This is a genomic window from Streptomyces hoynatensis, assembly GCF_003626535.1.
In the GTDB taxonomy this organism is placed as follows: Bacteria; Actinomycetota; Actinomycetes; order Streptomycetales; family Streptomycetaceae; genus Streptomyces; species Streptomyces hoynatensis.
Window position 1 is genome coordinate 368,176 of the sequence record NZ_RBAL01000002.1, and the last position, 19,907, is coordinate 388,082.

Below are 19,907 nucleotides of genomic sequence, written 5' to 3' on the forward strand. Positions count from 1 at the left end.
CATGCCACATCACGCTGACGACCACACCGGCGCACGGATCGCCGACTACCGCAAGCTGCGCCACCTCACCCAAGCGGGTTTGGCGCAACGCGCATTCGTCTCCCGGGGCACCATCGCGAAGATCGAAGCCGGGCTCTCGCCCGCCAGCCCGGCCGTCGTCGCCGCCGTCGCCCGTGCGCTCGAAGTCGATGTTGCCGTGCTCAACGGACAGCCCTACCTCGCCGAGATGCGTCAGGACCAGCTCGACCGCATGATCGCGCCGCTGACCCATGCCCTCGACAGGTACGACCTCGGACCCGATCCGAGCATCCGGCCCAGGCCGCTTCGGCAGGTGTCGGCCGAGGTCGACGAACTGTGTAAAGCGGCCTGTGCCACCGAATACACCCGGACAGGCGACCGCTTGCCGGCGCTGCTGTCCGAGCTGACCACGCTCATCAGCGGCCTGCCGGATGGGGAGGACCGCCGTCGGGCGGCGGCACAACTCGCATGGTGCTACTGGGTGGCCTACGAGTTCGCCTATCGGCTGGGCCTTCATCACCTCGCCACGATCGCCCTCGAACGCATGGGCTTCATGGGCGAGCAGGCTCAAGATCCCCTGATTCTGGCGATCAGGCTTCAGCGCCGATCGAGCATGTTGCTGCGTCACAGCGACTCCCCGATGGCGCTCCGCGTCCTGGACCGCGCCCACCAGCTGGTGGCCCAGCATGACGCGCCCCGTTCGGTGCCTGCGCTCGCGGTCTCCGGGAGCCTCCACCTGGCCGGGGCGATCGCCACGGCGCAGGCAAAGAACGCCGAGGACGTCAAGGAGCGGATGAAGGAGGCCCGGCGCGTCGCCGAGCGGATCGGCAGGGACGTACCGCGGGAGTACTGGGCGTCGTTCGGGCCGACCAGCGTCGCCCACTTCGACGTCGCGACGGCGGTCGAACTGGGGCAACTCGGCGAGGCAATGAAGCTCGCGCGGAAGGTACGGTTTCCCGCCGACCACCCCAGGATGCGCGTCGGCCGCTACCACATGGAGCTCGCCCGGGCCTACTCGCAGATGGGCCGGTCGGAGGCGGCGCAGAAGGAGCTGTTCCGGGCCCGTGAGGCGGCACCGCAACAGGCGCGGTATCACCCGCTGATGCGGGAGACCGTCGGCGTGCTGGTCCGCCGGTCCCGCGCGGTCCCGGGCACCCTTGCATCGCTGGCGGCTTGGGTCGGGATGTAGGCGCGGCGCGCGGCGACCCCCTGGTGTTCCCTGTTACGGGAACACCACGGACTGTTGCACCCCGGACGATGTGACGGTCAGCACACGACCTGTCACAGGAGTTCGACCATGACGACGACCACACTGCCCGCGTGGATGCCGCCTGTTGGCGGGGGCGTGCTTGTTTTACCGTGCGGCCGGGACTTCGACGCCGTGCGCGTGGCCGGTCTCACCGCGCTTCAGGCGGTGGGCCGTTTTCCCGCGGGTCCGCCGCCGCTCATCGAGGATCAGGAACAGCACGTCGCCTCCTGGCTGCTCCCTCCTGGCGCGGCGGCAACCTGGCTGATGCCTGGCACCGATGCGCTCGGCCAGGGCGCCAACCTGGCGGTGCCACCGGCGAGATGGTGCTCCGGGCCGTGGACGGGCGGCCCTGCGGTGCGGTGGCTGGTGCCCCCGGCCGGGGACTGCCTGGGCGATCCCGCGGTGCTGCGTTCGGTCCTCGACGCGGTTCTCCGGGGCTGCGGGGTGCGCGATGCCTGAGGAACCCCTTGCCGACGGCCCGCCGCGGCCCTACGTCTCCCCGCAGTGCGCGGGGAGACGGTGTGAGGACTGCCGGCAGGCCGAGGCGCGTCCGCCGGAACCGCACCTCGGCATCGCCTTCGATCCCTGTACGCATGACTGCCACTCGCCGTGGCGCGGGTGGGAGGGCGGCCGGTGAGGGGCGGGGCGGCGGGAGCGGCTGCCGGGGCCGAGGGCCGGGCGGTGCGGTCGCGCCGGGGCCCGGCCGCGTCGGCAGGATCTGTCCCAACGCCGCTGGTCTGGGGGCCGAAGAGGCTGCCCGTGCCGTGGGCCGTGCGGTGGAGCGGGGAGCCGGTCGTCACGGACGGGGCCCTGACCGTACGCCGGGACGGCCGGGGGCTCGCCTACCGCGGCGAGGCCGCCGGGGACCGCGACCGGCAGGGGGTGTTGTGGGCCCGGGTGCTGGACGGGCCGGGCAGCGGGCGGCCGGACTTCCGGGCCATGCACCCGGCCAGGCAGCGGCGCGCCATGCTCGAAAGGCTCTGCCAGGTCTGCGGTCACCCCGCCGACCGCAACGGCAAGGGCTGGCTGTTCGCGCTGCGCCGCCCGGGGCCGGACGAGGAGGGCCCGGGCTGGCCGGAGGGGCTGCTGTGCACCAAGCCGCCGGTGTGTGAGCCGTGCGCCCACCTCGCCGCCCGGCTGTGCCCGCACCTGGGCGAGCCCGCGTTCGTCCGGGTGCGCAAGCCCCGGGTGTGGGGCGTGTTCGGGGGCTTTCTGACCCCGGGGCCCGGCGGGCGCCTGGTCGCGGGGGAGGACGGCGACCTGCCCTACGGCCACCCGCAGGCGGGATGGTTTCTCGCGAACCAGCTCGTCGTCGAACTCACCCGCTGCAGCCGCCTGCCGGGCTTGCCGTAGCGGGAACGGCGGAGCGGGGAACGGGGGAGCGGGGAACGGGGGCGGGGAACGGGGGCGGGGAACGGCCGGTCCCCGCGCCCGGTGCCCGGGGCGGGGCGGCTCGTCCGCCGTGCGTGTCGGCTTGTGCCGGGGGCCGGGCGGGGGTCCGATGGGCGGATGGGCGAGGAAGAACTCAAGGCGCGGTACGTGCGCTGGATCGACGAGCTGTGGAACGGCCCCGCGGACCCGGAACGGCTGGCCGCCGTGGCCGGAACGCTGGTGACCGGGGACTTCGTGGGGCACTGGCCGGGCCGGGTGGTCGAGGGGCCCGACGGTATCGCCGCGCTGATCGCGGAGACCAAGGGCATGTTCTCGGCGCTGAGCTTCGAGATCGAGGTTCCGCCGTTCGCCGAGGGGGAGTTCGTCGCCGCCAGGTGGACCGGCCGCGGCCTCTCGGCCACGGGGGCGACGCGGTTCTTCGGGAACGACATCCTGCGCGCCCGCGACGGGCGGTTCGCCGAGTACTGGGTCGCCTCGGCGACGGTCTGAAGCGGGCGCCCGCGGCCCGGGCCCCGCGGCGGTTGCGCGGCCGGGCCCCCGCGCCCGGGCCCGTTCCGTGGTGCGCCCCCGCGCCCGCGCCGCGCCGCGCCGGGCCGCGCCCCCGCGGCGCGCTCCGTTCTCCGCGTACCGCCGCGCGCCCCGCGCCCGCGCCGCGCCCTCCACCCGCCCCACCCCCCCCATAACCACTCGTTATCAGCGCAGGTCTTGGACGGCGGGGTGGGGGCGGGCGGAGGGTGGAGGCGTCCGGTTCGGAGTGGCCGAACCGGGGGCTCGGGAGGGCGAGATGGTGAACGGGACGGGCGGCCGTCAGGAACGGCGGGTGTGGCTGGTCACGGGGGCAGGCAGCGGGTTCGGGCGGGCCTTCGTGGAGGCCGCGGTCGCGGCGGGGGACCTGGTGGTGGCCACGGCGCGGCGGGTCGCGTCGCTCGGCGACCTGGCCGCCGCGCACCCCGGGCGCGTGGAGGCGCTGCCGCTGGACGTGACCGACCAGGCGGCCGTGGAGGCGTTGGTGAAGGAGGTCGTGGCCCGGCACGGCCGGATCGACGTGCTGGTCAACAACGCGGGCCGCGGGCACGTGGGCGCGGCCGAGGAGACCACGGACGCGGAGCTGCGGGACCTGTTCGAGGTGCACGTCTTCGGCCCGGCCGCCCTGGTGCGCGCCGTGCTGCCGCACATGCGGGAGCGGCGCTCGGGCGCGATCGTGCAACTCAGCAGCATGGGCGGGCAGATGTCCTTCGCCGGGTTCTCCGCGTACAGCGCGACCAAGTTCGCGCTTGAGGGGTTCTCCGAGGCGCTGGCGCAGGAGGTGGCGCCACTGGGGATCAAGGTGCTGGTGGTGGAGCCGGGCGCGTTCCGCACCGGCCTGTTCGGCGGCACCCGCGCGAGCGCGGAAATCGCCGACTACGCCGCCACCGTCGGCCCGACCCGGCGGATGGTCGAGGCGGGCGACGGCGACCAGCCGGGCGACCCGGCCAAGGCCGCCGCGGTGGTGCTGGCCGCCCTGGAGGCGGAACGCACCCCCCTGCGGCTGCCCCTGGGCGCGGACGCCATCGAGGCCATCACCGGCCACCACGAGGCGTTCCGCGCGGAACTCGCCGTCTGGGAGGAACGCGCCCGCGCGACCACCCTGGACGAGTGAACCCCGCCTGGGCCCGGCCGGCGCCGGCGCGGAACGGCGGCATCGCGCCGGCGCGGACCGGCGCGGAACGGTGGGGCAGCACCGGCGCGGGCCGGTGGGGTCGCGCCGGCGCGGAGCTGCGGGGACCTGCGCGGACCGGCGCGGACCGGCGCGGACCTGCGGGGCCGGTCAGGCGGGGAGGTGGGCGACGACCGTGAAGATCGTCACCGCGGCCAGGAAGGGGCGTTCGGACAGCGAGGCGAACCAGTCGCGGCCGCGCCGCTCGTCGAGGAGGCCCTGCTCGATGGCGCGCAGCGTGTTCCGTCCCAGGCCGAGGAGCCGGTCGGCGGCCGTGACCTCGCGCAGCACCGGGGTCGTCGTGGTGACGGACTCCACGCGGAAGCCCGCCTCCTCGGCCAGCCGCGGCAGCCGCCGCCCGATGGTCGCGTTGCGGACGGCGACGGTGGCGGTGAAGCGGGTGAACGCCCGGGCGGTGTCCAGGTCGTCCGAGTCCACGACGAGGGTGTCCCAGTCCGGCTCGGCGAGGCCGATCACCGCGCCGGGGCGCCCCACCCGGCGCAGTTCCGCGAGCACGCGCGGGGGGTCCGCGACGTGCATGAGCACCCGGTCGACGCGCGCCCGGTCCACCTCGCCGTCCGCCACGGGCAGCGCGTGCGCGTCGCCCTCGCGCAGCGTGACGCGAGGGTCGCCCGCGGTCAGGCGCCGCGCCGCCTCCAGCATGCCCGGCTCGCGGTCCACGCCGATGACCCGGCCGTCCGCCCCGACCCCGGCCAGCAGCGCGGGCAGGTCGGTGCCCGGGCCGCAGCCGACGTCGAGCGCCGTCTGCCCCGGGGCGAGTTCGAGGCCCGCGAGCAACTCCGACTTGTACGCGCGCCCTGCTTCGGCGACCTCACCCATGGGGGCGACCTGGTCGGGGCGCCGCGTCCCCAGCACCTCGTTCATGCCCTCCAGTCAACCAGGGCCCGGGGACTGCTCGTTGGCATGGCACGGTGGGCTGCCTCACATGGCAGGGCCCCCGTCGGGGTGCCCCGTCAGCGTGGCCGTCAGCTCGGGGGACGCGGCGCGTCGGCGGGCTCGGGTTCCGGATCGGGCGGGCCGGTGACGACGGCCGTCAGGCGGGTGCCGGGGGCGAACGCGCCTTCGGCGGCGAGCAGTTGGAGGCAGCGCAGCGTCTTCGCCACGTACCTGCGTTCCGGCGCAAGGCCGTGGCGGGCCTCGAAGTCCCGGGCGAACGCCTCCAGTTCGGGCGGCACCCGGCCGTAGCCGCCGCCGTGGTGGCCGTGGTCGACGCGCCAGTTGCCGAATGTGCGGCCGAAGCCCTCGGCGTGCAGCCGCGCCACCTCGCACTCCAGGTGACCTGGCGCGTTGAGGGCGGCCACGCCGAGGGCGCGCGCCCCGGGCGGCAGGCCGGCGGCGAGGCCGGCGAGGGTGCCGCCGGTGCCCACGGCGCAGGCCACCACGTCGCGCGGGCCGAGATCGGGGAGTTGCGCGGCGAGTTCGGCGGCGGTGCCCGCGGCGCCCCGGGCGGCGAGCCCGTTGGAGCCGCCCTCGGGCAGGAGGAGGCACTCGCCGAAGCGGCGGGTCAGCAGGCGCCGGGTCTCCGGCTCCGCCAGGCTGTGACGCAGCCGCCGGTACGTGGCGCGGGTCACGAAGACGAGCTCCATGCCCTGTGCCTCCGCCCCGGCCAGCGACCAGTTCCGGGGCCTGCCGGCCAGCTCCTCGCCACGTATCAGGGCGATGCTCTCGAAACCCCAGGCGGCGCAGGCGGCGGCGACGGCGCGTACATGGTTGGAGTACGCGCCCCCGAAGGTCAGCACGCGCCGGAGGCCGAGCCGGTGTGCGGCGCGCAGGTTGGGCAGCAGCTTGCGCCACTTGTTGCCGGGAACGGCCGGGTTGACCAGATCGTCGCGCTTGAGGAACAGCTCAAGACCGGCGCGGGCGAAGGCGGGATCGGCGAGCGGCTCCAGCGGGGAGGGCAGGCGGACGGGGCCAGGCAGCGGCGGAAGGCCCGCCGCGGGTGGGCGCCGGGAGCCACGGGAGAGGTCCATCGGCACGAGTGTACGAATCAGACTCGAACGCCGCTCGGGCCGCACCAGGTGGTCAGCGCCTCGGGCAGCCCGGTGGCCGGGGCGGCGTCCGTCCAGGCGACGTGGCCGTCGGGGCGGATCAGCAGGGCCGTGGGCAGGGCGACCTCGCCGGCGCCCGGGACCTCCACCCGCTCCCGCGGGCACCGGGCGCGCACCAGGCGCACCCGATCCCCCCAGCCGCGGGCGGCGCGCGCGGGCGCGGAGTCCCCACCGGGCGCAGGCGCCTCGCCGGGCGCCGGGTCCACGCCGGGCGTGGGCGCCCCGCCGGGCGCCGGGTTCGCGCCGGGCGCGTGGTCCGCGCCGAGGAGGAGCAGCACGGGGCGTGCCTCCTGGAGCAGCGCGTAGACCCGGGTGGCGCCCCGTTCGGTCGTGAGGCCGAGGTCCGGCATCCGGCGGCCGAGCAGGGGGTGGCCCTCGCCCAGGGGGTAGCGGATGTCGAGCGCGCTGATCATGCCGCTCAGCCGGCTCATGGGCGCCTCGTCGGCGAGGAGGCCGGCGAGGACCTCGCGCAGCGCGGTGGTGTGGGGGCCGGGCCTGCCGAGGGCGGTCTGGGCCCTGGTGTTGTCCAGCACCCGGCGGGCGACGGGGTGGCGTTCCGCCTGGTAGGTGTCCAGGAGGCGCTCGGGGGCCAGGCCGCGGGCGACCAGGGCGAGCTTCCAGCCGAGGTTGACGGCGTCCTGCACGCCGAGGTTGAGGCCCTGGCCGCCGGCCGGGAAGTGGATGTGCGCCGCGTCGCCCGCGAGCAGCACCCGCCCGGCGCGGTAGGCGGCGGCCTGCCGGGCGGCGTCGTTGAACCGGGAGGTCCAGCGGGGGCTGTGCATGCCGAAGTCGGTGCCCGCGACCCGGAGCGCGGCCTCGCGCAGCTCGGCCAGGCCCGCGGGCGCGCCGCGGTCGGTGACCCGGTCGTACTCGGTGACGGTGACGCGGTACCAGCCGGGCCTGAAGCCGAAGACGGAGAACCGGCCCTGCTCCCGGCGCTCCTCGGCGATCCACTCGGCGGGCGGCTCGGACAGCTCCACGTCCCCGATCAGCGAGCTGAGCGTGGCGGGGGTGCCGGGGAAGTCGATCCCGGCCAGCCTGCGGACCGTGCTGCGCCCGCCGTCGCAGCCGACGAGGTAGTCGGCGGCCAGGAGTTCGGTGCCGTCCGGGCCGCGCACCTCGGCCACCACGCCGTTCGCGTCCTGCCGCAGGCCCACGATCTCCGCGGACCAGCGCACCCGCACGCCCAGGCCGGCGAGCCGGTCCTCCAGCAGCCGCTCCACCTCGGCCTGGAGGATCAGCAGCGAGTGCGGGTGGCGGGTGGCCAGGCCGGAGAAGTCGAGCGGCAGCGCGGAGAAGTGGGCGAGTTGCCTGGCGGTGCCGGTGGCGAGGAAGGGTTCGAGCGCGCCGCGCTGGTCGAGGACTTCGAGGGTGCGCGGGTGCAGGCCGCCCGCCCTGGACTCGCCGGTGCGGCCCGGCAGCCGGTCCAGGACCCGCACCTCCACCCCGGCCAGCCGCAGTTCGGCGGCCAGCATCAGTCCGGTGGGCCCGCCGCCCGCGATCAGCACCCTCGCCATCGTCCTCAGCTCCTTCGTGTCCGGCCCGGGCCGGATACCTAACGCTGTTAGAGAACAACCGTACGGCGTTAGGGAAGCACTAACGCTGTTAGGGTGTCAACCGTGGCGGAGAACGGGAGCAGGGGCGGCCGGAGGCTGAGCCCCGAGACGATCGCGCGGGCCGCGCTCGGCCTGCTGAACGAGGGCGGCCTCGACGGCCTGACCATGCGCGAACTGGCCAAGCGGCTCGACGTGCGGGCGGCCACGCTGTACTGGCACCTGAGGAACAAGCGGGAGCTGCTCGACGCGATGGCCGCCCTCATGTTCGAGGAGGCGGTCGCGGGCGTGGAGGGACCAAGGCGCGGCGAGGACTGGCAGGAGTGGGCCGCCGCCCTGGCCACCCGGCTGCGCCGGACCATGCTGCGCTACCGGGACGGGGCCCGGGTGTTCGCCGGCACCTCCGTGGGCGGCCCGACCACGTTCCGGGTGATCGAACTGATCCTGCGCACCCTCCAGGACGCCGGGTACGCGCCGGAGCGCGCCGCGCGGCTGTTTCCCGTGCTCCTGCACTACACCGTCGGGTTCACCATCGAGGAGCAGGCCAGGCAGGGGCTCGACTACCCGGAGGGCGAGAGCCCCTACGAGCCGGACCGCGCCCGGGACGCCGTCGACCCCGGGCGCTTTCCGCTGGTCGCCGGGGTGCTGGGCGAGCTCTTCGACGGCGATGCGGACGCGGGGTTCGCCCGCGGTCTTCGCGTCGTGCTGGCCGGCCTCGCGGCCGAACTCCCCGAGGCGGCCGAACTCCCCGAACTCCCCGAGGGCGCCCGGCCGGACGACGCGAGCGTGCGCGGGCGGCCGGCGACCTGACGCGCCGGGCGCGCATCGCCGCGTGCGCGCGGCGGGCGCCACCGCGCGCCGGGCGCGCAGGCCCGCGCGCAACCGGCCAGGCGCGCACCCTCCGCCCCCCACGCCTCCGCCCCAGCAGCGTTCCCGCGCCCTCCCGGCCCGTGCCCGCGCCGGCCGGGTGCCCGTGCCCGCGCCGGCCGGGTGCCGTGCCCGTCGGCCGGGGCTGTCCGGCCGCTCTCCTACACTGCACAACCGCCGCGACCTGAGAGGAACCACCCATGCGCCCGCAACGTTTCCAGCAGTTCGCCCTCGACACCTACCAGGCGGCGGGACTGGCCGCCGAGCCGTGGGAGGAGAAGACGAAGCGGCCCCTGGGGATCGTCGTCACCCTGCCGGGCGGCTCCCGGCTCTGGCACGCGATCAACGCCCAGGCCCGCGACGGCGACACGTACGACCAGCCCGAGGAGCCGGTGGAGAAGGACGCGCCCGAGCCGGTGCCCGTGCCGGAACTCGGCGCCAGGATCCGCATCGCCGACGCCGAGCACTACCTGTCCGCGCTGCTGAACAACGCCGGCAACCGCGAACTGGCCGGCGTGTACTGCTACTCCGACCGCGAGCAGCCGGGCAGCACCCGCGGCTTCGGCCTCCACTTCCACAGCGGGGCGCGGATCTTCGTGCCCTTCGTCCGGGCGGCCCGCGCCGGGCAGTCGCCGGGCAAGGACTTCGACCTGCCCCAGGAGATCTGAGCCCGGGACGGCGGTGCCCGCGGGACTTTCCGCGGGTTCGCCACACACCTCTGGCCCCTCCTGCCACACTGACGGCCATGGCTCAACTCGACGGCGCCCCCGCCCGGGCCGAGGACCTCCAGGCCCTGGCCCTCACCAACTACGGCCACTTCACCTCCCTACGCGTGGACGAGGGCCGGGTGCGGGGCCTGGCCCTGCACCTGGAGCGGCTGGTGCGGGACTGCCACGTCGCCTTCGGCGTCGCCCTCGACCCCGACCGGGTGCGTGAGCTGGCGGCCAGGGCGGCGCACGGCCGCGGCGGCTCCTTCCTGCTGCGCGTCACCGTCTACGACCCGGCCCTTGGCGCCGGCGATCCGGCCGGGGAGCCGCGGCCGCGGGTCCTGATCACCACGCGCGAGGCCCCTCCCGCCGACCCGCCGCCGCTGCGGGTGGAGTGCCGCACCTTCGTGCGCGAGCTGCCGGCCGTCAAGCACGTGGGCCTGTTCGGCGCCCTGCACGAACGGCGGGCCGCGCGGCGCAACGGCTTCGACGACGCGCTGTTCGCCGACCAGTCGGGGCTGATCCACGAGGGCGCCACCTGGAACGCCGGCTTCGTCGACGCGGAGGGCAACGTGGTGTGGCCGAAGGCCGAGGTGCTGCCCGGCGTCACCATGGGCCTGCTGCAGGAGGCCCACGACTACACGGTCGCGCCCGTCACCACCCGCCTGGACGGCATCCGGGGCGCGTTCGCCACCAACGCGGCCTTCGGCATCCGCCCGATCCGCGCCATCGGTGCCGCCCAACTGGCCGAGGACCTCCCGGCCTTCGCCACCCTGCGCGCCGCCTACGCCTCCCACCCCACCGAACCCCTGGCCTGACCCACCCCACACCCCCGGCCCGCCCGGCCCCCGCCACCGGGCGACCGGGAAAACCACGGCGCGCGGGCGGGAACCGCGGTGTTAGCGTGGGGGTGTGAAGCGTGCCGCGATGACGACGACGCCGGAGAGTGTCCCGGCGCGCTGACAGTTGCCTGAAACCAACGAGCCCCGGGGCGAGCGCCCCGGGGCTTGTCGCTGCGTGGTTCTCGCCCCCTACGCGAGGAGACCACGATGCCCGACCACAGGAAACTCGGCCGTGAGCTCGGCCTGTTCGGCACCGACCCGCTGATCGGCGCGGGACTGCCCTACTGGCTGCCCGACGGGGCGGCCGTCCGGCACGCGCTGGAGGAGTACGTGCGCGCCGCCGAGCGCGCCGCAGGTTACCGGCACGTGTACTCGCCCGTGCTCGGCAAGCGCGAGCTGTACGAGATCTCCGGGCACTGGGCGCACTACAGCGAGGACATGTTCCCGCCCATGAACCTGGGCGGGGAGCAGCTCGTGCTGCGTCCCAGCCTGTGCCCCCACCATGCCGTGATCTACCGGTCCAGGTCCCGAAGTCACCGGGAACTGCCGCTGCGGATCGCAGAGTTGGGGCCGATGTACCGCTCGGAGCTGTCCGGGGTCCTCGGCGGGCTCACCCGGGTCCGGGCGATCCAGCTCAACGACGCCCACATCTTCTGCACCGTGGACCAGGTCGCGGACGAGGCGCGCGGCGCCCTGGAGCTGATCGGGCGCGCCTACCGGGCCATGGACATCAGCCCCGTCCGCCACCGGCTCTCCCTGCCCGGCGCGGGCGGGAAGTACGCGGCGGCTCCCGAGGACTGGCGGCGGGCCACCGGCATGCTGCGCGGGGTCCTGGAGGAACTCGGGCTCCCCTACGAGGAGGGCGCGGGCGAGGCCGCGTTCTACGGGCCCAAGATCGACGTGCAGGTCGCCGACGCCGCCGGGCGTGAATCCACCCTGTCCACCGTGCAGGTCGACTTCCTCCAGCCGGAACGCTTCCGCCTCGCCTACGTCGGCCCCGACGGCCGGCGCCACCGCCCGGTGATGGTGCACCGCAGCGTCGTCGGCAGCGTGGAGCGCGCGGTCGCGCACCTGCTTGAGGCGCACGGCGGCGCCTTCCCGCCCTGGCTCGCGCCCCTCCAGGTGGCCGTGCTGCCGGTCGGCGATGCCGAGGAGCCGCAGGCCCTGGCGCTGGCCGCGCGCTGCGCCGAACTCGGCCTGCGCGCCGAGGTGTTCGGTGCTGAGCGCGGCAGCCTCGGCGCCCGGGTGCGGGAGGCCAGGCTGGTCCCGTACCAGGCGGTGATCGGGCCGCGGGAGGCGGCGGCGGGGCAGGTCGCGCTGCGGCTGCGCGACGGCCGCCGCCTCGCCCCGCGCCCCGCGGGCGAGGTCCTCGACCGGGTGCGCGCGCTGGCCGGGGCCCACCGGCCCTGGCTGTGGGAGGACGGCGACGAGGTGGCGGGGAGGGCGGGCCGGGAGCCGGGGCAGTCCTGAAGGCCGCCGGGGGAGGCGGGAGCGGCTGCGCCGGGGGAGGCGGGATCGGCCGCGCCGGGGGCGGCCGGGCGGCCGGGCGGGCGGCCGGGCGTGACGTGGCTCACCCTTGACCTGGAGTCGGCTCCAGGTTGCAGGCTTGAGCCATGACCAGCGCACACGCCCTCCCCCGGCGGGAGCGGACGCTCACCATCGGCCAGGTCGCCGAGCGCACCGGGCTCTCGCCCGACACCCTGCGCTACTACGAGAAGGCGGGACTGATCCAGCGGATCGGCCGCACGGGGGGCAACCAGCGCCGGTACGCCGCGGCCGACCTGGTGTGGCTGGAGTTCCTGCTCCGGCTGCGCGAGACCGGCATGCCGATCGCCGACATGCAGCGCTACGCCGGGCTCAGGGCCGCCGGGGACGCGACCGTCGCCGACCGGCTGGCGCTGCTGCGCGCGCACCGGGCCGTGCTCGCCGACCGGATGCGCGCCCTGGAGCGCAACGCCCAGGCCCTCGACGAGAAGATCAGCCACTACGCACAGCTGCTCGCCCGGCAGCAGGAAACGGACCCCTCATGAGCACCACCCCCGCCACCGCCCGCACCGACGCCGACGCCGCCACTCCCGCGACGGGGCCCGCCACCTGGTCCGCCACCACCGAGGCCACCGCCACCACCGAGGCCGGCGGCCCCGCCGCCACCGCCGCCGGCGGCCCCGCCGCCACCGCCGCCGGCGCCCGCCGCGCGCGTTACGAGCGGGGCATGGCCGTCCTCTCCCGGGTCGACGGGGAGGCGGGCCGGCGGGTCGTGGACGCGCTCGCCGAGGTCTCGCCCGAGCTCGGCCACCAGATCGTGGCCTGGGCCTTCGGCGAGATCTACGACCGTCCCGCGCTCGCCCCCCGCGAACGGCAGCTGGTCACCCTCGGCGCCCTCACGGCGCTCGGCGGCTGCGAACCGCAGCTCGACGTCCACGTCAACGCCGCCCTCAACGTGGGCCTCACCCCGGAGGAGATCGTCGAGGCACTGCTGCACTCCGCCGTCTACTGCGGCATACCGAGGGCGCTGAACGCCACCCTCGCCGCCAGGAAGGTCTTCGCCGAACGCGGCCTGCTGCCCGTGGCCCCGGCCGAGTCCGCCGAGCCCGCGGCGCCCGCCGAGTCCGCCGAGCCCGCGGCGCCCGCGGCGCGCTGACCCGCGCGCCGAGCCCGCCGCGCGCTGCACCACGCCGCCCCGCGTCCCGCCCGCGCCCCGCGTCCGCCCCCACGCCGAACCCGCCCTCCGCGCCGCCCCGCGCGCCGCCCCGCGCGCCGCCCGGCGCGCCGCCCGGCGCGCCGAACCCGCCCGCGCCCCGAGCCCCCCGCGCGCCGGGGCCGCGTGGCACACTCCCCGCATGCCGCACCCCGACGCCCTGCGCCTGGCCCGCCGCTACCTCGCCACCGCCGACCGGCTGCTGCCCGGCCGGATCGGCGGCTTCTACCTGGTGGGCTCGGCCGCGCTCGGCGCGTGGCGCCCGGGCCGCAGCGACGTGGACTTCGTCGCCGTGACGGAGGGGGAGTTCGGCGATCCCGAGCTGCGGCGGCTGCGGCTGCTGCACCCGGTGGGCAACGCCACGGCCGTGGCGCGGGCGGTGCTGCGGGCCAGGCCGGGCGTCCCCGGCACGATGAACGGCGCCTTCGTCCCCGCCGCCGAACTCGGCAGGCCCGTCACCGAGATCCGCCCGATCGCCTCGCACACGGGGCACTCCTTCCGCCGCGGCGCCGCCTTCGACGTGAACCCGGTGATGTGGCAGGTGCTGCGGGAGCGGGGCGTGGCGCTGCGCGGCCCCGAGCCTGCGGCCCTCGGCCTCGACCCGGAGCCGGGGCGGCTGCGGGAGTGGAACCTCGGCAACCTGCGCGGCTACTGGCGCCGTTGGGGCGAGTGGGCGCTCATGTACGGACTCCCGGGCGAACGGGCGGGCGAGCGCGCGGGCGCCTTGGCGGGCCGCAGGGGCCGGGGGCCGCGGCTCCCGGCCCGCCTCCTGGCCGGCCACGCCACGGTCTGGGGCACCCTGGGGCCGCCCCGCCTGCACCACACCCTCGCCACCGGCGAGGTGATCTCCAAGGAGGCGGCGGGGGAGTACGCCCTCGGCGCCCTCCCCGGCCGCTGGCACCCGCTGATCCGCCTCGCGCTGGCCCGGCGCCGCGGCGAGCCGGAACCGGCCGGGCTCGGGCCTGAACTCGCCGACCCGGCCCGGCGCATCCGGCACACCGGCGCGTTCGTCCTGGAGGTGATCGCCGACGCGGAACGCCGCTGAGCCGCCCGCCCCGGCCCGGGAAGGCGCGTGCCCCGGGCGCGTGCCCCGGGCGCGCGCGCCCGGGGGCGTCAGCCCAGGACCGTCAGCAGGCGGTCCGCGAACTCGGCCGGGTGTTCCGCCGCGCCGACGTGGCCGCCGGGGAACTCCGCCGGCTCCGGGCCCAGACGTTCCGCGAGCGCGGCGATCGGGCCGTACCGCGGGACCTGCGCGCGCGAGTCGTGCCCCGCCGCGGGGACCAGCTTGCCGGCCAGGGGCCGCAGCGCGGCGAGGCCGGGCATGGCGGAGGCGAAGGGGTACAGCACGTGCCCGGGAACAGCGGCATGTTGGCGTGCCTGCGCGGGATCCCCTCCACGATGGCCCGGCGGTTCGCCCGCGCCGCCCTCCCCGCCCCCGAGGCCCGCGGCGAACCTGGCCGTCGCCGCCAGGCTCTGGCTTTCGCTGTCCAGTGCGGTGGGGCCGCGCGGGGCGGCCGAGGCGGGGGGTGTGTCGGGGGCCGCAGGGGCTTCGCCCTGACAGTGGTTCGAACTGCGGTTAGGCTTGCGGGAGTTGATCGACAAGTCGCGTGGTGGAGTGGAGTGGCGTGGTGGGCAGCAAAGACGACGACTCCTGGGCCGGTTCCTCCGGGATCGACCTGCGGACGGATCAGCCGCACTCGGCGCGGATGTACGACTACCTGCTGGGCGGCAAGGACCACTACACGGTCGACGGCGAGGCGGCCGAGAAGGCCCTCGGCTCCTTCCCCATGCTGCGGATCGCGGCCAGGGAGAACCGCAAGTTCCTCGGGCGCGCGGTGCGTTACCTGGTGGAGGAGATCGGCATCCGCCAGTTCCTCGACCTCGGTTCCGGCCTGCCCACGGCGGAGAACGTCCACCAGGTCGCCCAGCGCAGCGACCCCGGCGCCCGCGTCGTCTACGTGGACAACGACCCCATCGTCCTGGTCCACGGCTCGGCGCTGCTGGCCACCGACGAGCGCACCGCGGTCGTGCAGGGCGACATCCGCGACCCCGGGGCCGTGCTCGCCCACCCCAAGACCCGCGAGCTGATCGACTTCTCGGAGCCCGTCGGCGTCCTGGCGGTGGCCGTGCTGCACTTCGTCGGCGACGAGGAGGACCCGGCCGGGATCGTGCGCACGCTGCGCGAGGCCGTCCCCGCGGGGAGTCACTTCATCCTCTCGCACGCCACCGCGGACATCGCGCCCGAGGCCGCGATGGGCGTCCAGCGCGCCTACCGCTCCCAGGGCGTGCCGCTGACGCTGCGCACCCGCGCGCAGTTCTCCGCCTTCTTCGCGGGGCTCGAACTCGTCGAGCCGGGCGTGCAGGTCGTCTCCGACTGGCGGGCCACCGAGCCCGAGTCGGAACGCCCCTCGCACGCCGACGTCTCCTGGTACGGGGGCATCGGCCGCCTCGCGTAGCGGCGGCCGGGGGAGCGGGGGCGCGGGGCCGCGGGCGCCGGCGCGCTCCGGCGGGCGCTGGGCCCGTTACGCGCCCCGCCGCGTCCTCACGCATCCCGTACGCGCCCGGTGCGCGTCCTTGTCACCCATGCCGTACGCGCCCGGCGCGCGTCTCCCCGTGCGCGGGTCGCCGCGCGCCCGCGCCCGCCCCGGGAGTCGTCCCCGGCGGCGGGCACTGTGACGACCGTCACCGGCGCCGCCGCCGCATTCCACGGCGGGTGAGGCTCGGGCCCACGTTACTATTCCACTCGGAATAATTCGTTCGGGCTGATGCTGATCCCAGGAGTTCCCCATTCACAGCCACACGTCCCTCTGCGTCGCCTGCCTGGCCCTCCTCGTGGAGCGTCCGATGCACCCCTACGAGCTGTACTCCTTGCTCAAGGAGCGGCGCGAGGACAGCATCGTCAAGGTCAACCCCGGCTCGCTCTACCGCACCGTCGAACGGCTCGCCGCCGACGGCCTGGCGGAGCCCGTGGGCACCGAACGCTCGGGCAACCGCCCCGAGCGGACGACCTACGCGATCACCGAGGCGGGCCGGGAGGCGCTGCAGGAGGCCGTCAGCACGATGCTCGGGGCGCCGGTCAACGAGTACCCGCAATTCCCCGTGGCGCTCAGCGAGGCGCACAACCTGCCGTTGGCGCAGGTCCTGCGGCACCTCGCGTGCCGGGCGGAACAGCTGGCCGCGCAGATCGAGACGAAGGACGAACTGCTCGCGGCGGTCAGGTCCAGGGACGTTCCCGAGGCCTACTGGTTCGCCGTGGACTACCTGCGCACCGTGCAGGCCGCGGAACTCGACTGGATTCGCACCCTCATCACCCGACTTGAGAGCAAGGAGATTCCGTGGCCCTCGGAGACCACAAACCCGTAAGTCCCTGGCCGGCGCTGTGGGCGCTGGTACTGGGCTTCTTCATGATCCTTGTCGACTCGACCATCGTCTCGGTCGCCATGCCCGCGATCATGGAAGGTCTCGACGCGGACGTCAACGCCGTCGTCTGGGTGACCAGCGCCTACCTGCTCGCCTACGCCGTGCCGCTGCTGGTCACCGGCCGGCTCGGCGACCGCTTCGGCCCCAAGAACCTCTACCTGGGCGGCCTGGCCCTCTTCACCCTCGCCTCGCTGTGGTGCGGCCTCACCGGCAGCATCGAGCAGCTGATCACCGCCCGCGTCTTCCAGGGCCTCGGCGCCGCGCTGATGACGCCGCAGACCATGGCCGTCATCACCCGCACCTTCCCGGCCGACCAGCGCGGCCGGGCGATGAGCCTGTGGGGCGCCGTCGCCGGCATCGCCACCCTGGTCGGCCCGATCCTGGGCGGCACCCTCGTCGACACCCTCGGCTGGGAGTGGATCTTCTTCATCAACGTGCCGGTCGGCATCGTCGGCTTCGTGCTCGCCGCGCGGCTGGTGCCCGTCCTGGAGACCCACCCGCACCGCTTCGACCTCCTCGGCGTCGTCCTCAGCGGCGTCGGCATGTTCCTGCTGGTCTTCGGCATCCAGGAGGGCCAGACCTACGACTGGGGCACCATCAACGGCCCCATCTCCGTCTGGGGCCTGATCATCGCGGGCGTCGTGGTGCTCGCCGGGTTCCTGTACTGGCAGGCCCGCAACACGGGCGAGCCGCTGATCCCGCTCAGCCTGTTCCGGGACCGCAACTTCAGCCTGGCCAACGTGGCCATCACCACCGTCGGCTTCTCGATCACCGCCATGGCCTTCCCGCTGATGCTGTGGGCCCAGCTGGTGCGCGGCTACAGCCCGACCCAGTCGGCGCTGCTGCTGGTGCCGATGGCGCTGATATCCGGCGGCCTCGCGCCCTGGGTCGGCACGCTCACCGACCGCCTGCACCCGCGGCGGCTGACCGGCATCGGCCTGGCCGCCTTCCCTGCCTCCCTGCTGTGGCTGAGCCTGGTGGCCAACCCCGACACCCCGGTCTGGCAGGTCCTGCTGCCGATCGCGCTGCTCGGCGTGGCCAACGCCTTCATGTGGGCGCCGCTGGGCACCACCGCCACCCGCAACCTGCCGATGCACCAGGCGGGCGCGGGCGCCGGCATCTACAACACCACCCGGCAGATCGGCGCCGTCCTCGGCAGCGCGAGCATCTCGGCGCTGATGGAGAACCGGCTGGCCGCCCAGCTGCCCAGCGGCGGCGACGCGGGCGGCTTCTCCGGGGAGCCCATGGCGGGCGGCAGCGAGCGACTGCCCGACTTCCTGCAGGGCCCGTTCAGCGACGCGATGTCGCAGTCGATGCTGCTGCCCGCGGCCGTGCTGCTCATCGGGCTCGCCGCGGTGCTGTGCTTCACCGCCCCCTCCCCGCGCGGCGCCCGTCCGGCCGCCCCGCAGGACCGGGAGCCGGCCGCCGCACAGCGGAAGTGAGGAACGGCCCGCCGCATCGCGGGGGGCCGGGAAGCGCGTGAGAGACGCGCGAGGACAGCGCGTGGCAGACGCGTGAGGGATGCTGCGGGCTCGCGTGCCCGGCGGTCACGCCACCGGCGCGGGGGCCCGACGCAGCAGCCGCACCGCGAAGACGCCCGCGGCCAGCAGGGCGAGCAGGGAGAGCCCCGTGCTGAACCAGCTCGCGCCGAGCAGCTGGCCCCCGAGGTAGCCCACGCCCACGCTGTAGCCGGTCCACACCACGGCCGCGAGCGCCGACCAGGGCAGGAACTCGCGCTTGCGGCGGCGGGTGACCCCGGCGCCGAGGCTGACCACGGCGCGCCCCGCGGGCGCGAATCTCGCCAGCACCACGAGCGGGCCGCCGCCCCGCGTCAGCGCCAGGTCAAGGCGCTGCGCCGCGGCGGACAGCCGCCGGGAGCGCACGATGGAGTCGCCGAAGCGGCGGCCGCCGTGCAGGGCGGCGGAGTAGGCGAGCATGTCGCCGACGATGGAGGCCGTGGTGGCGCACACCACCAGCAGGAACAGCTGCGGCAGGTGGGGATTCGGGCTCGGCGCGGGCAGCCCCGCGACGTCCGCGGCGGTGCCGGCCGCGGCGGTGGCCGCGGTCACCACCAGGGCGCCGCTCGGCAGCAGGGGGACGAAAACGTCGAGCAGAATGGACACCGCGACGATCACGTAGATCCAGGGGGCGTAAAGAAGCGTCCCCAAGGTGTCCTGCACTGTCTTCCCCGTTCCCCTGCCGGCCCTTGCCGGGCGCTTCCGCGGCGGCGCCCGTTCGCGTGTCCGCAAGAGACGCGCGGTTGACTGTCCTGGTTCCGCCGTAAAGCGTACGCCCGGGCCCTTGAGCCCATGCACGCGGGTGCCTGTGGCGGACGTCTCAAAGGCGGCCACGCGCCGCCCTCCGGCGCCTGCTGCCACGTGCCGGCGAGGTGCCGACCGGAGCAGTATGCGCCGGGCCGCGGGCGGACGGGAGGGGCCCTTGGTACCGTCGACGGTACCCGAGTCATCCCCACGGCGTAATCCGCTCGGCCGATCGGGCCGGGGCGGGCCTCCTGTAGAGTGACCGGGACTGAAGGGGAGTAGCCCCCGCCGGACCGTCGACATACTGGCCGGCCGCCTCGGGCGGCGGGCCCGGCGCCCGGAGCGGACGCCGCGCGCGTCCGCCGGCGAGACCTTCGGCCGCAGTGTTGTTGAGCGCTGCCGTGCCGAGGTTTCGCGATCCTTGTGAACTCCCCGGGCGGTGGCCCGAGTTGAGGGACCCACGAGGGATCAGCGTGTTCAGTATCAGCGTCGCCGCCGTCGTCTTCGGCGTCATCTTCCTGGCCGAACTCCCCGACAAGACCGCGCTGGCCGGTCTCGTCCTCGGCACCCGCTACCGCGCGAGTTACGTCTTCGCCGGGGTGGCCGCGGCCTTCGTGCTGCACGTGGCGCTCGCGGTGGCCGCGGGCAGCGTGCTCACCCTGCTGCCGCGGCGGCCCCTGCAGGCCGTGGTCGCCGTGCTCTTCCTGGCCGGGGCCGTGCTGTTGTTCCGGGAGGCGCGCAAGAGCGAGGAGGAGGGCGAGGAAGAGGTGAAGGCGCCCGCCGACCCGTCGTTCTGGCGGGTGGCGGGCAGCGGCTTCATGCTCATCCTCGTCGCCGAGTTCGGCGACATCACCCAGATCATGACCGCCAACCTGGCCGCCCGCTACGAGGACCCGGTGTCCGTCGCCATCGGCGCCGTCCTCGCGCTGTGGGCGGTGGCGGGCCTGGGCATCGCGGGCGGGCGCGCCCTCATGCGGCGCGTCCCGCTGCGCCTGATCACGCGGGTGGCCGCGGTGGTGATGCTGGCCCTGGCCGGGTTCAGCACCTACGAGGCGATCGCGGGCTGAGCGCGCGGCCCGCCGGGGCGGGCCGGGGCGGGCCGGGAGGCGTGCCGGGCCGGGGCGGGCCGGGACCC

21 protein-coding genes are annotated in these 19,907 nt (G+C 75.5%); 16 read left to right on the plus strand and 5 right to left on the minus strand.

What is annotated here, in order from left to right; all coding sequences use genetic code 11:
• Window position 1 precedes the first annotated feature (1 nt).
• From D7294_RS05095 to D7294_RS05115, 5 genes are all read left to right on the plus strand, one after another.
• Window positions 2-1,207: a helix-turn-helix domain-containing protein gene (locus tag D7294_RS05095; RefSeq protein ID WP_120675911.1), complete on the plus strand. Its 1,206-nt coding sequence runs from the start codon at window positions 2-4 to the stop codon at window positions 1,205-1,207.
• A 108-nt stretch (window positions 1,208-1,315) separates the two neighbouring features.
• A complete protein-coding gene (locus D7294_RS05100; protein ID WP_120675913.1) occupies window positions 1,316-1,726 on the plus strand; it encodes a hypothetical protein in 411 nt (136 codons plus the stop codon).
• 300 nt (window positions 1,727-2,026) lie between these two features.
• Window positions 2,027-2,620: a hypothetical protein gene (locus tag D7294_RS05105; RefSeq protein WP_241562109.1), complete on the plus strand. Its 594-nt coding sequence runs from the start codon at window positions 2,027-2,029 to the stop codon at window positions 2,618-2,620.
• Window positions 2,621-2,776: 156 nt separating this feature from the next.
• Window positions 2,777-3,148 (plus strand): ester cyclase, encoded by a 372-nt coding sequence (locus tag D7294_RS05110; protein WP_120675915.1) that lies wholly within the window; start codon window positions 2,777-2,779, stop codon window positions 3,146-3,148.
• Window positions 3,149-3,443: 295 nt separating this feature from the next.
• Window positions 3,444-4,298, plus strand: coding sequence for an oxidoreductase (locus D7294_RS05115; protein ID WP_120675917.1), 855 nt, complete (start codon window positions 3,444-3,446; stop codon window positions 4,296-4,298).
• A 168-nt stretch (window positions 4,299-4,466) separates the two neighbouring features.
• Here D7294_RS05115 and D7294_RS05120 read toward each other — a convergent pair whose 3' ends face one another.
• From D7294_RS05120 to D7294_RS05130, 3 genes are all read right to left on the minus strand, one after another.
• The gene (locus tag D7294_RS05120) at window positions 4,467-5,240 is read right to left on the minus strand and encodes a methyltransferase domain-containing protein (RefSeq protein ID WP_120675919.1); all 774 of its coding nucleotides are present in this window, start codon (window positions 5,238-5,240) and stop codon (window positions 4,467-4,469) included.
• 101 nt (window positions 5,241-5,341) lie between these two features.
• Window positions 5,342-6,346 (minus strand): 1-aminocyclopropane-1-carboxylate deaminase/D-cysteine desulfhydrase, encoded by a 1,005-nt coding sequence (locus D7294_RS05125; RefSeq protein WP_120675921.1) that lies wholly within the window; start codon window positions 6,344-6,346, stop codon window positions 5,342-5,344.
• 17 nt (window positions 6,347-6,363) lie between these two features.
• Window positions 6,364-7,941, minus strand: coding sequence for an FAD-dependent monooxygenase (locus D7294_RS05130; RefSeq protein ID WP_120675924.1), 1,578 nt, complete (start codon window positions 7,939-7,941; stop codon window positions 6,364-6,366).
• 102 nt (window positions 7,942-8,043) lie between these two features.
• On the opposite strand from D7294_RS05130, the gene D7294_RS05135 reads away from it, so the two are divergent.
• The 7 genes from D7294_RS05135 (at window position 8,044) to D7294_RS05165 (ending at window position 14,136) form a co-directional block, all read left to right on the plus strand.
• Window positions 8,044-8,787, plus strand: coding sequence for a TetR/AcrR family transcriptional regulator C-terminal domain-containing protein (locus D7294_RS05135; RefSeq protein WP_206619462.1), 744 nt, complete (start codon window positions 8,044-8,046; stop codon window positions 8,785-8,787).
• Between the two features lie 257 nt (window positions 8,788-9,044).
• Complete coding sequence (locus D7294_RS05140) at window positions 9,045-9,512, plus strand: hypothetical protein (RefSeq protein WP_120675926.1); 468 nt, start codon at window positions 9,045-9,047, stop codon at window positions 9,510-9,512.
• Window positions 9,513-9,589: 77 nt separating this feature from the next.
• Window positions 9,590-10,369 (plus strand): aminotransferase class IV, encoded by a 780-nt coding sequence (locus tag D7294_RS05145; RefSeq protein ID WP_120675928.1) that lies wholly within the window; start codon window positions 9,590-9,592, stop codon window positions 10,367-10,369.
• A 195-nt stretch (window positions 10,370-10,564) separates the two neighbouring features.
• Window positions 10,565-11,863, plus strand: coding sequence for a threonine--tRNA ligase (gene thrS / locus D7294_RS05150; protein ID WP_338325613.1), 1,299 nt, complete (start codon window positions 10,565-10,567; stop codon window positions 11,861-11,863).
• 143 nt (window positions 11,864-12,006) lie between these two features.
• Window positions 12,007-12,423 carry a MerR family transcriptional regulator gene (locus D7294_RS05155; RefSeq protein ID WP_120675931.1) on the plus strand — a complete coding sequence of 139 codons (417 nt, stop codon included), beginning with the start codon at window positions 12,007-12,009 and terminating at the stop codon, window positions 12,421-12,423.
• A 182-nt stretch (window positions 12,424-12,605) separates the two neighbouring features.
• Window positions 12,606-13,034: a carboxymuconolactone decarboxylase family protein gene (locus D7294_RS05160; protein ID WP_174248278.1), complete on the plus strand. Its 429-nt coding sequence runs from the start codon at window positions 12,606-12,608 to the stop codon at window positions 13,032-13,034.
• Between the two features lie 199 nt (window positions 13,035-13,233).
• On the plus strand, window positions 13,234-14,136 hold the full coding sequence (locus D7294_RS05165) for an aminoglycoside adenylyltransferase domain-containing protein (protein ID WP_120675935.1): 903 nt from the start codon (window positions 13,234-13,236) through the stop codon (window positions 14,134-14,136).
• A 68-nt stretch (window positions 14,137-14,204) separates the two neighbouring features.
• Here the strand turns inward: D7294_RS05165 and D7294_RS05170 are convergent, their stop codons facing one another.
• Entirely contained in the window at window positions 14,205-14,438 is a 234-nt protein-coding gene (locus D7294_RS05170) for a hypothetical protein (protein ID WP_120675938.1), read from the minus strand.
• 278 nt (window positions 14,439-14,716) lie between these two features.
• On the opposite strand from D7294_RS05170, the gene D7294_RS05175 reads away from it, so the two are divergent.
• The 3 genes from D7294_RS05175 (at window position 14,717) to D7294_RS05185 (ending at window position 17,953) form a co-directional block, all read left to right on the plus strand.
• The gene (locus D7294_RS05175) at window positions 14,717-15,547 is read left to right on the plus strand and encodes an SAM-dependent methyltransferase (RefSeq protein WP_422070654.1); all 831 of its coding nucleotides are present in this window, start codon (window positions 14,717-14,719) and stop codon (window positions 15,545-15,547) included.
• Between the two features lie 376 nt (window positions 15,548-15,923).
• Window positions 15,924-16,454 (plus strand): PadR family transcriptional regulator, encoded by a 531-nt coding sequence (locus tag D7294_RS05180; RefSeq protein ID WP_277751066.1) that lies wholly within the window; start codon window positions 15,924-15,926, stop codon window positions 16,452-16,454.
• Window positions 16,427-17,953: a DHA2 family efflux MFS transporter permease subunit gene (locus D7294_RS05185; RefSeq protein WP_241562110.1), complete on the plus strand. Its 1,527-nt coding sequence runs from the start codon at window positions 16,427-16,429 to the stop codon at window positions 17,951-17,953. The genes D7294_RS05180 and D7294_RS05185 overlap by 28 nt, the downstream gene beginning before the upstream one ends.
• A gap of 105 nt (window positions 17,954-18,058) precedes the next feature.
• Here the strand turns inward: D7294_RS05185 and D7294_RS05190 are convergent, their stop codons facing one another.
• A complete protein-coding gene (locus D7294_RS05190; RefSeq protein ID WP_422070655.1) occupies window positions 18,059-18,679 on the minus strand; it encodes a DedA family protein in 621 nt (206 codons plus the stop codon).
• A 566-nt stretch (window positions 18,680-19,245) separates the two neighbouring features.
• Here D7294_RS05190 and D7294_RS05195 point away from each other — a divergent pair.
• On the plus strand, window positions 19,246-19,839 hold the full coding sequence (locus D7294_RS05195; protein ID WP_120675944.1) for a TMEM165/GDT1 family protein: 594 nt from the start codon (window positions 19,246-19,248) through the stop codon (window positions 19,837-19,839).
• The last annotated feature ends 68 nt before the right edge of the window (window positions 19,840-19,907 follow it).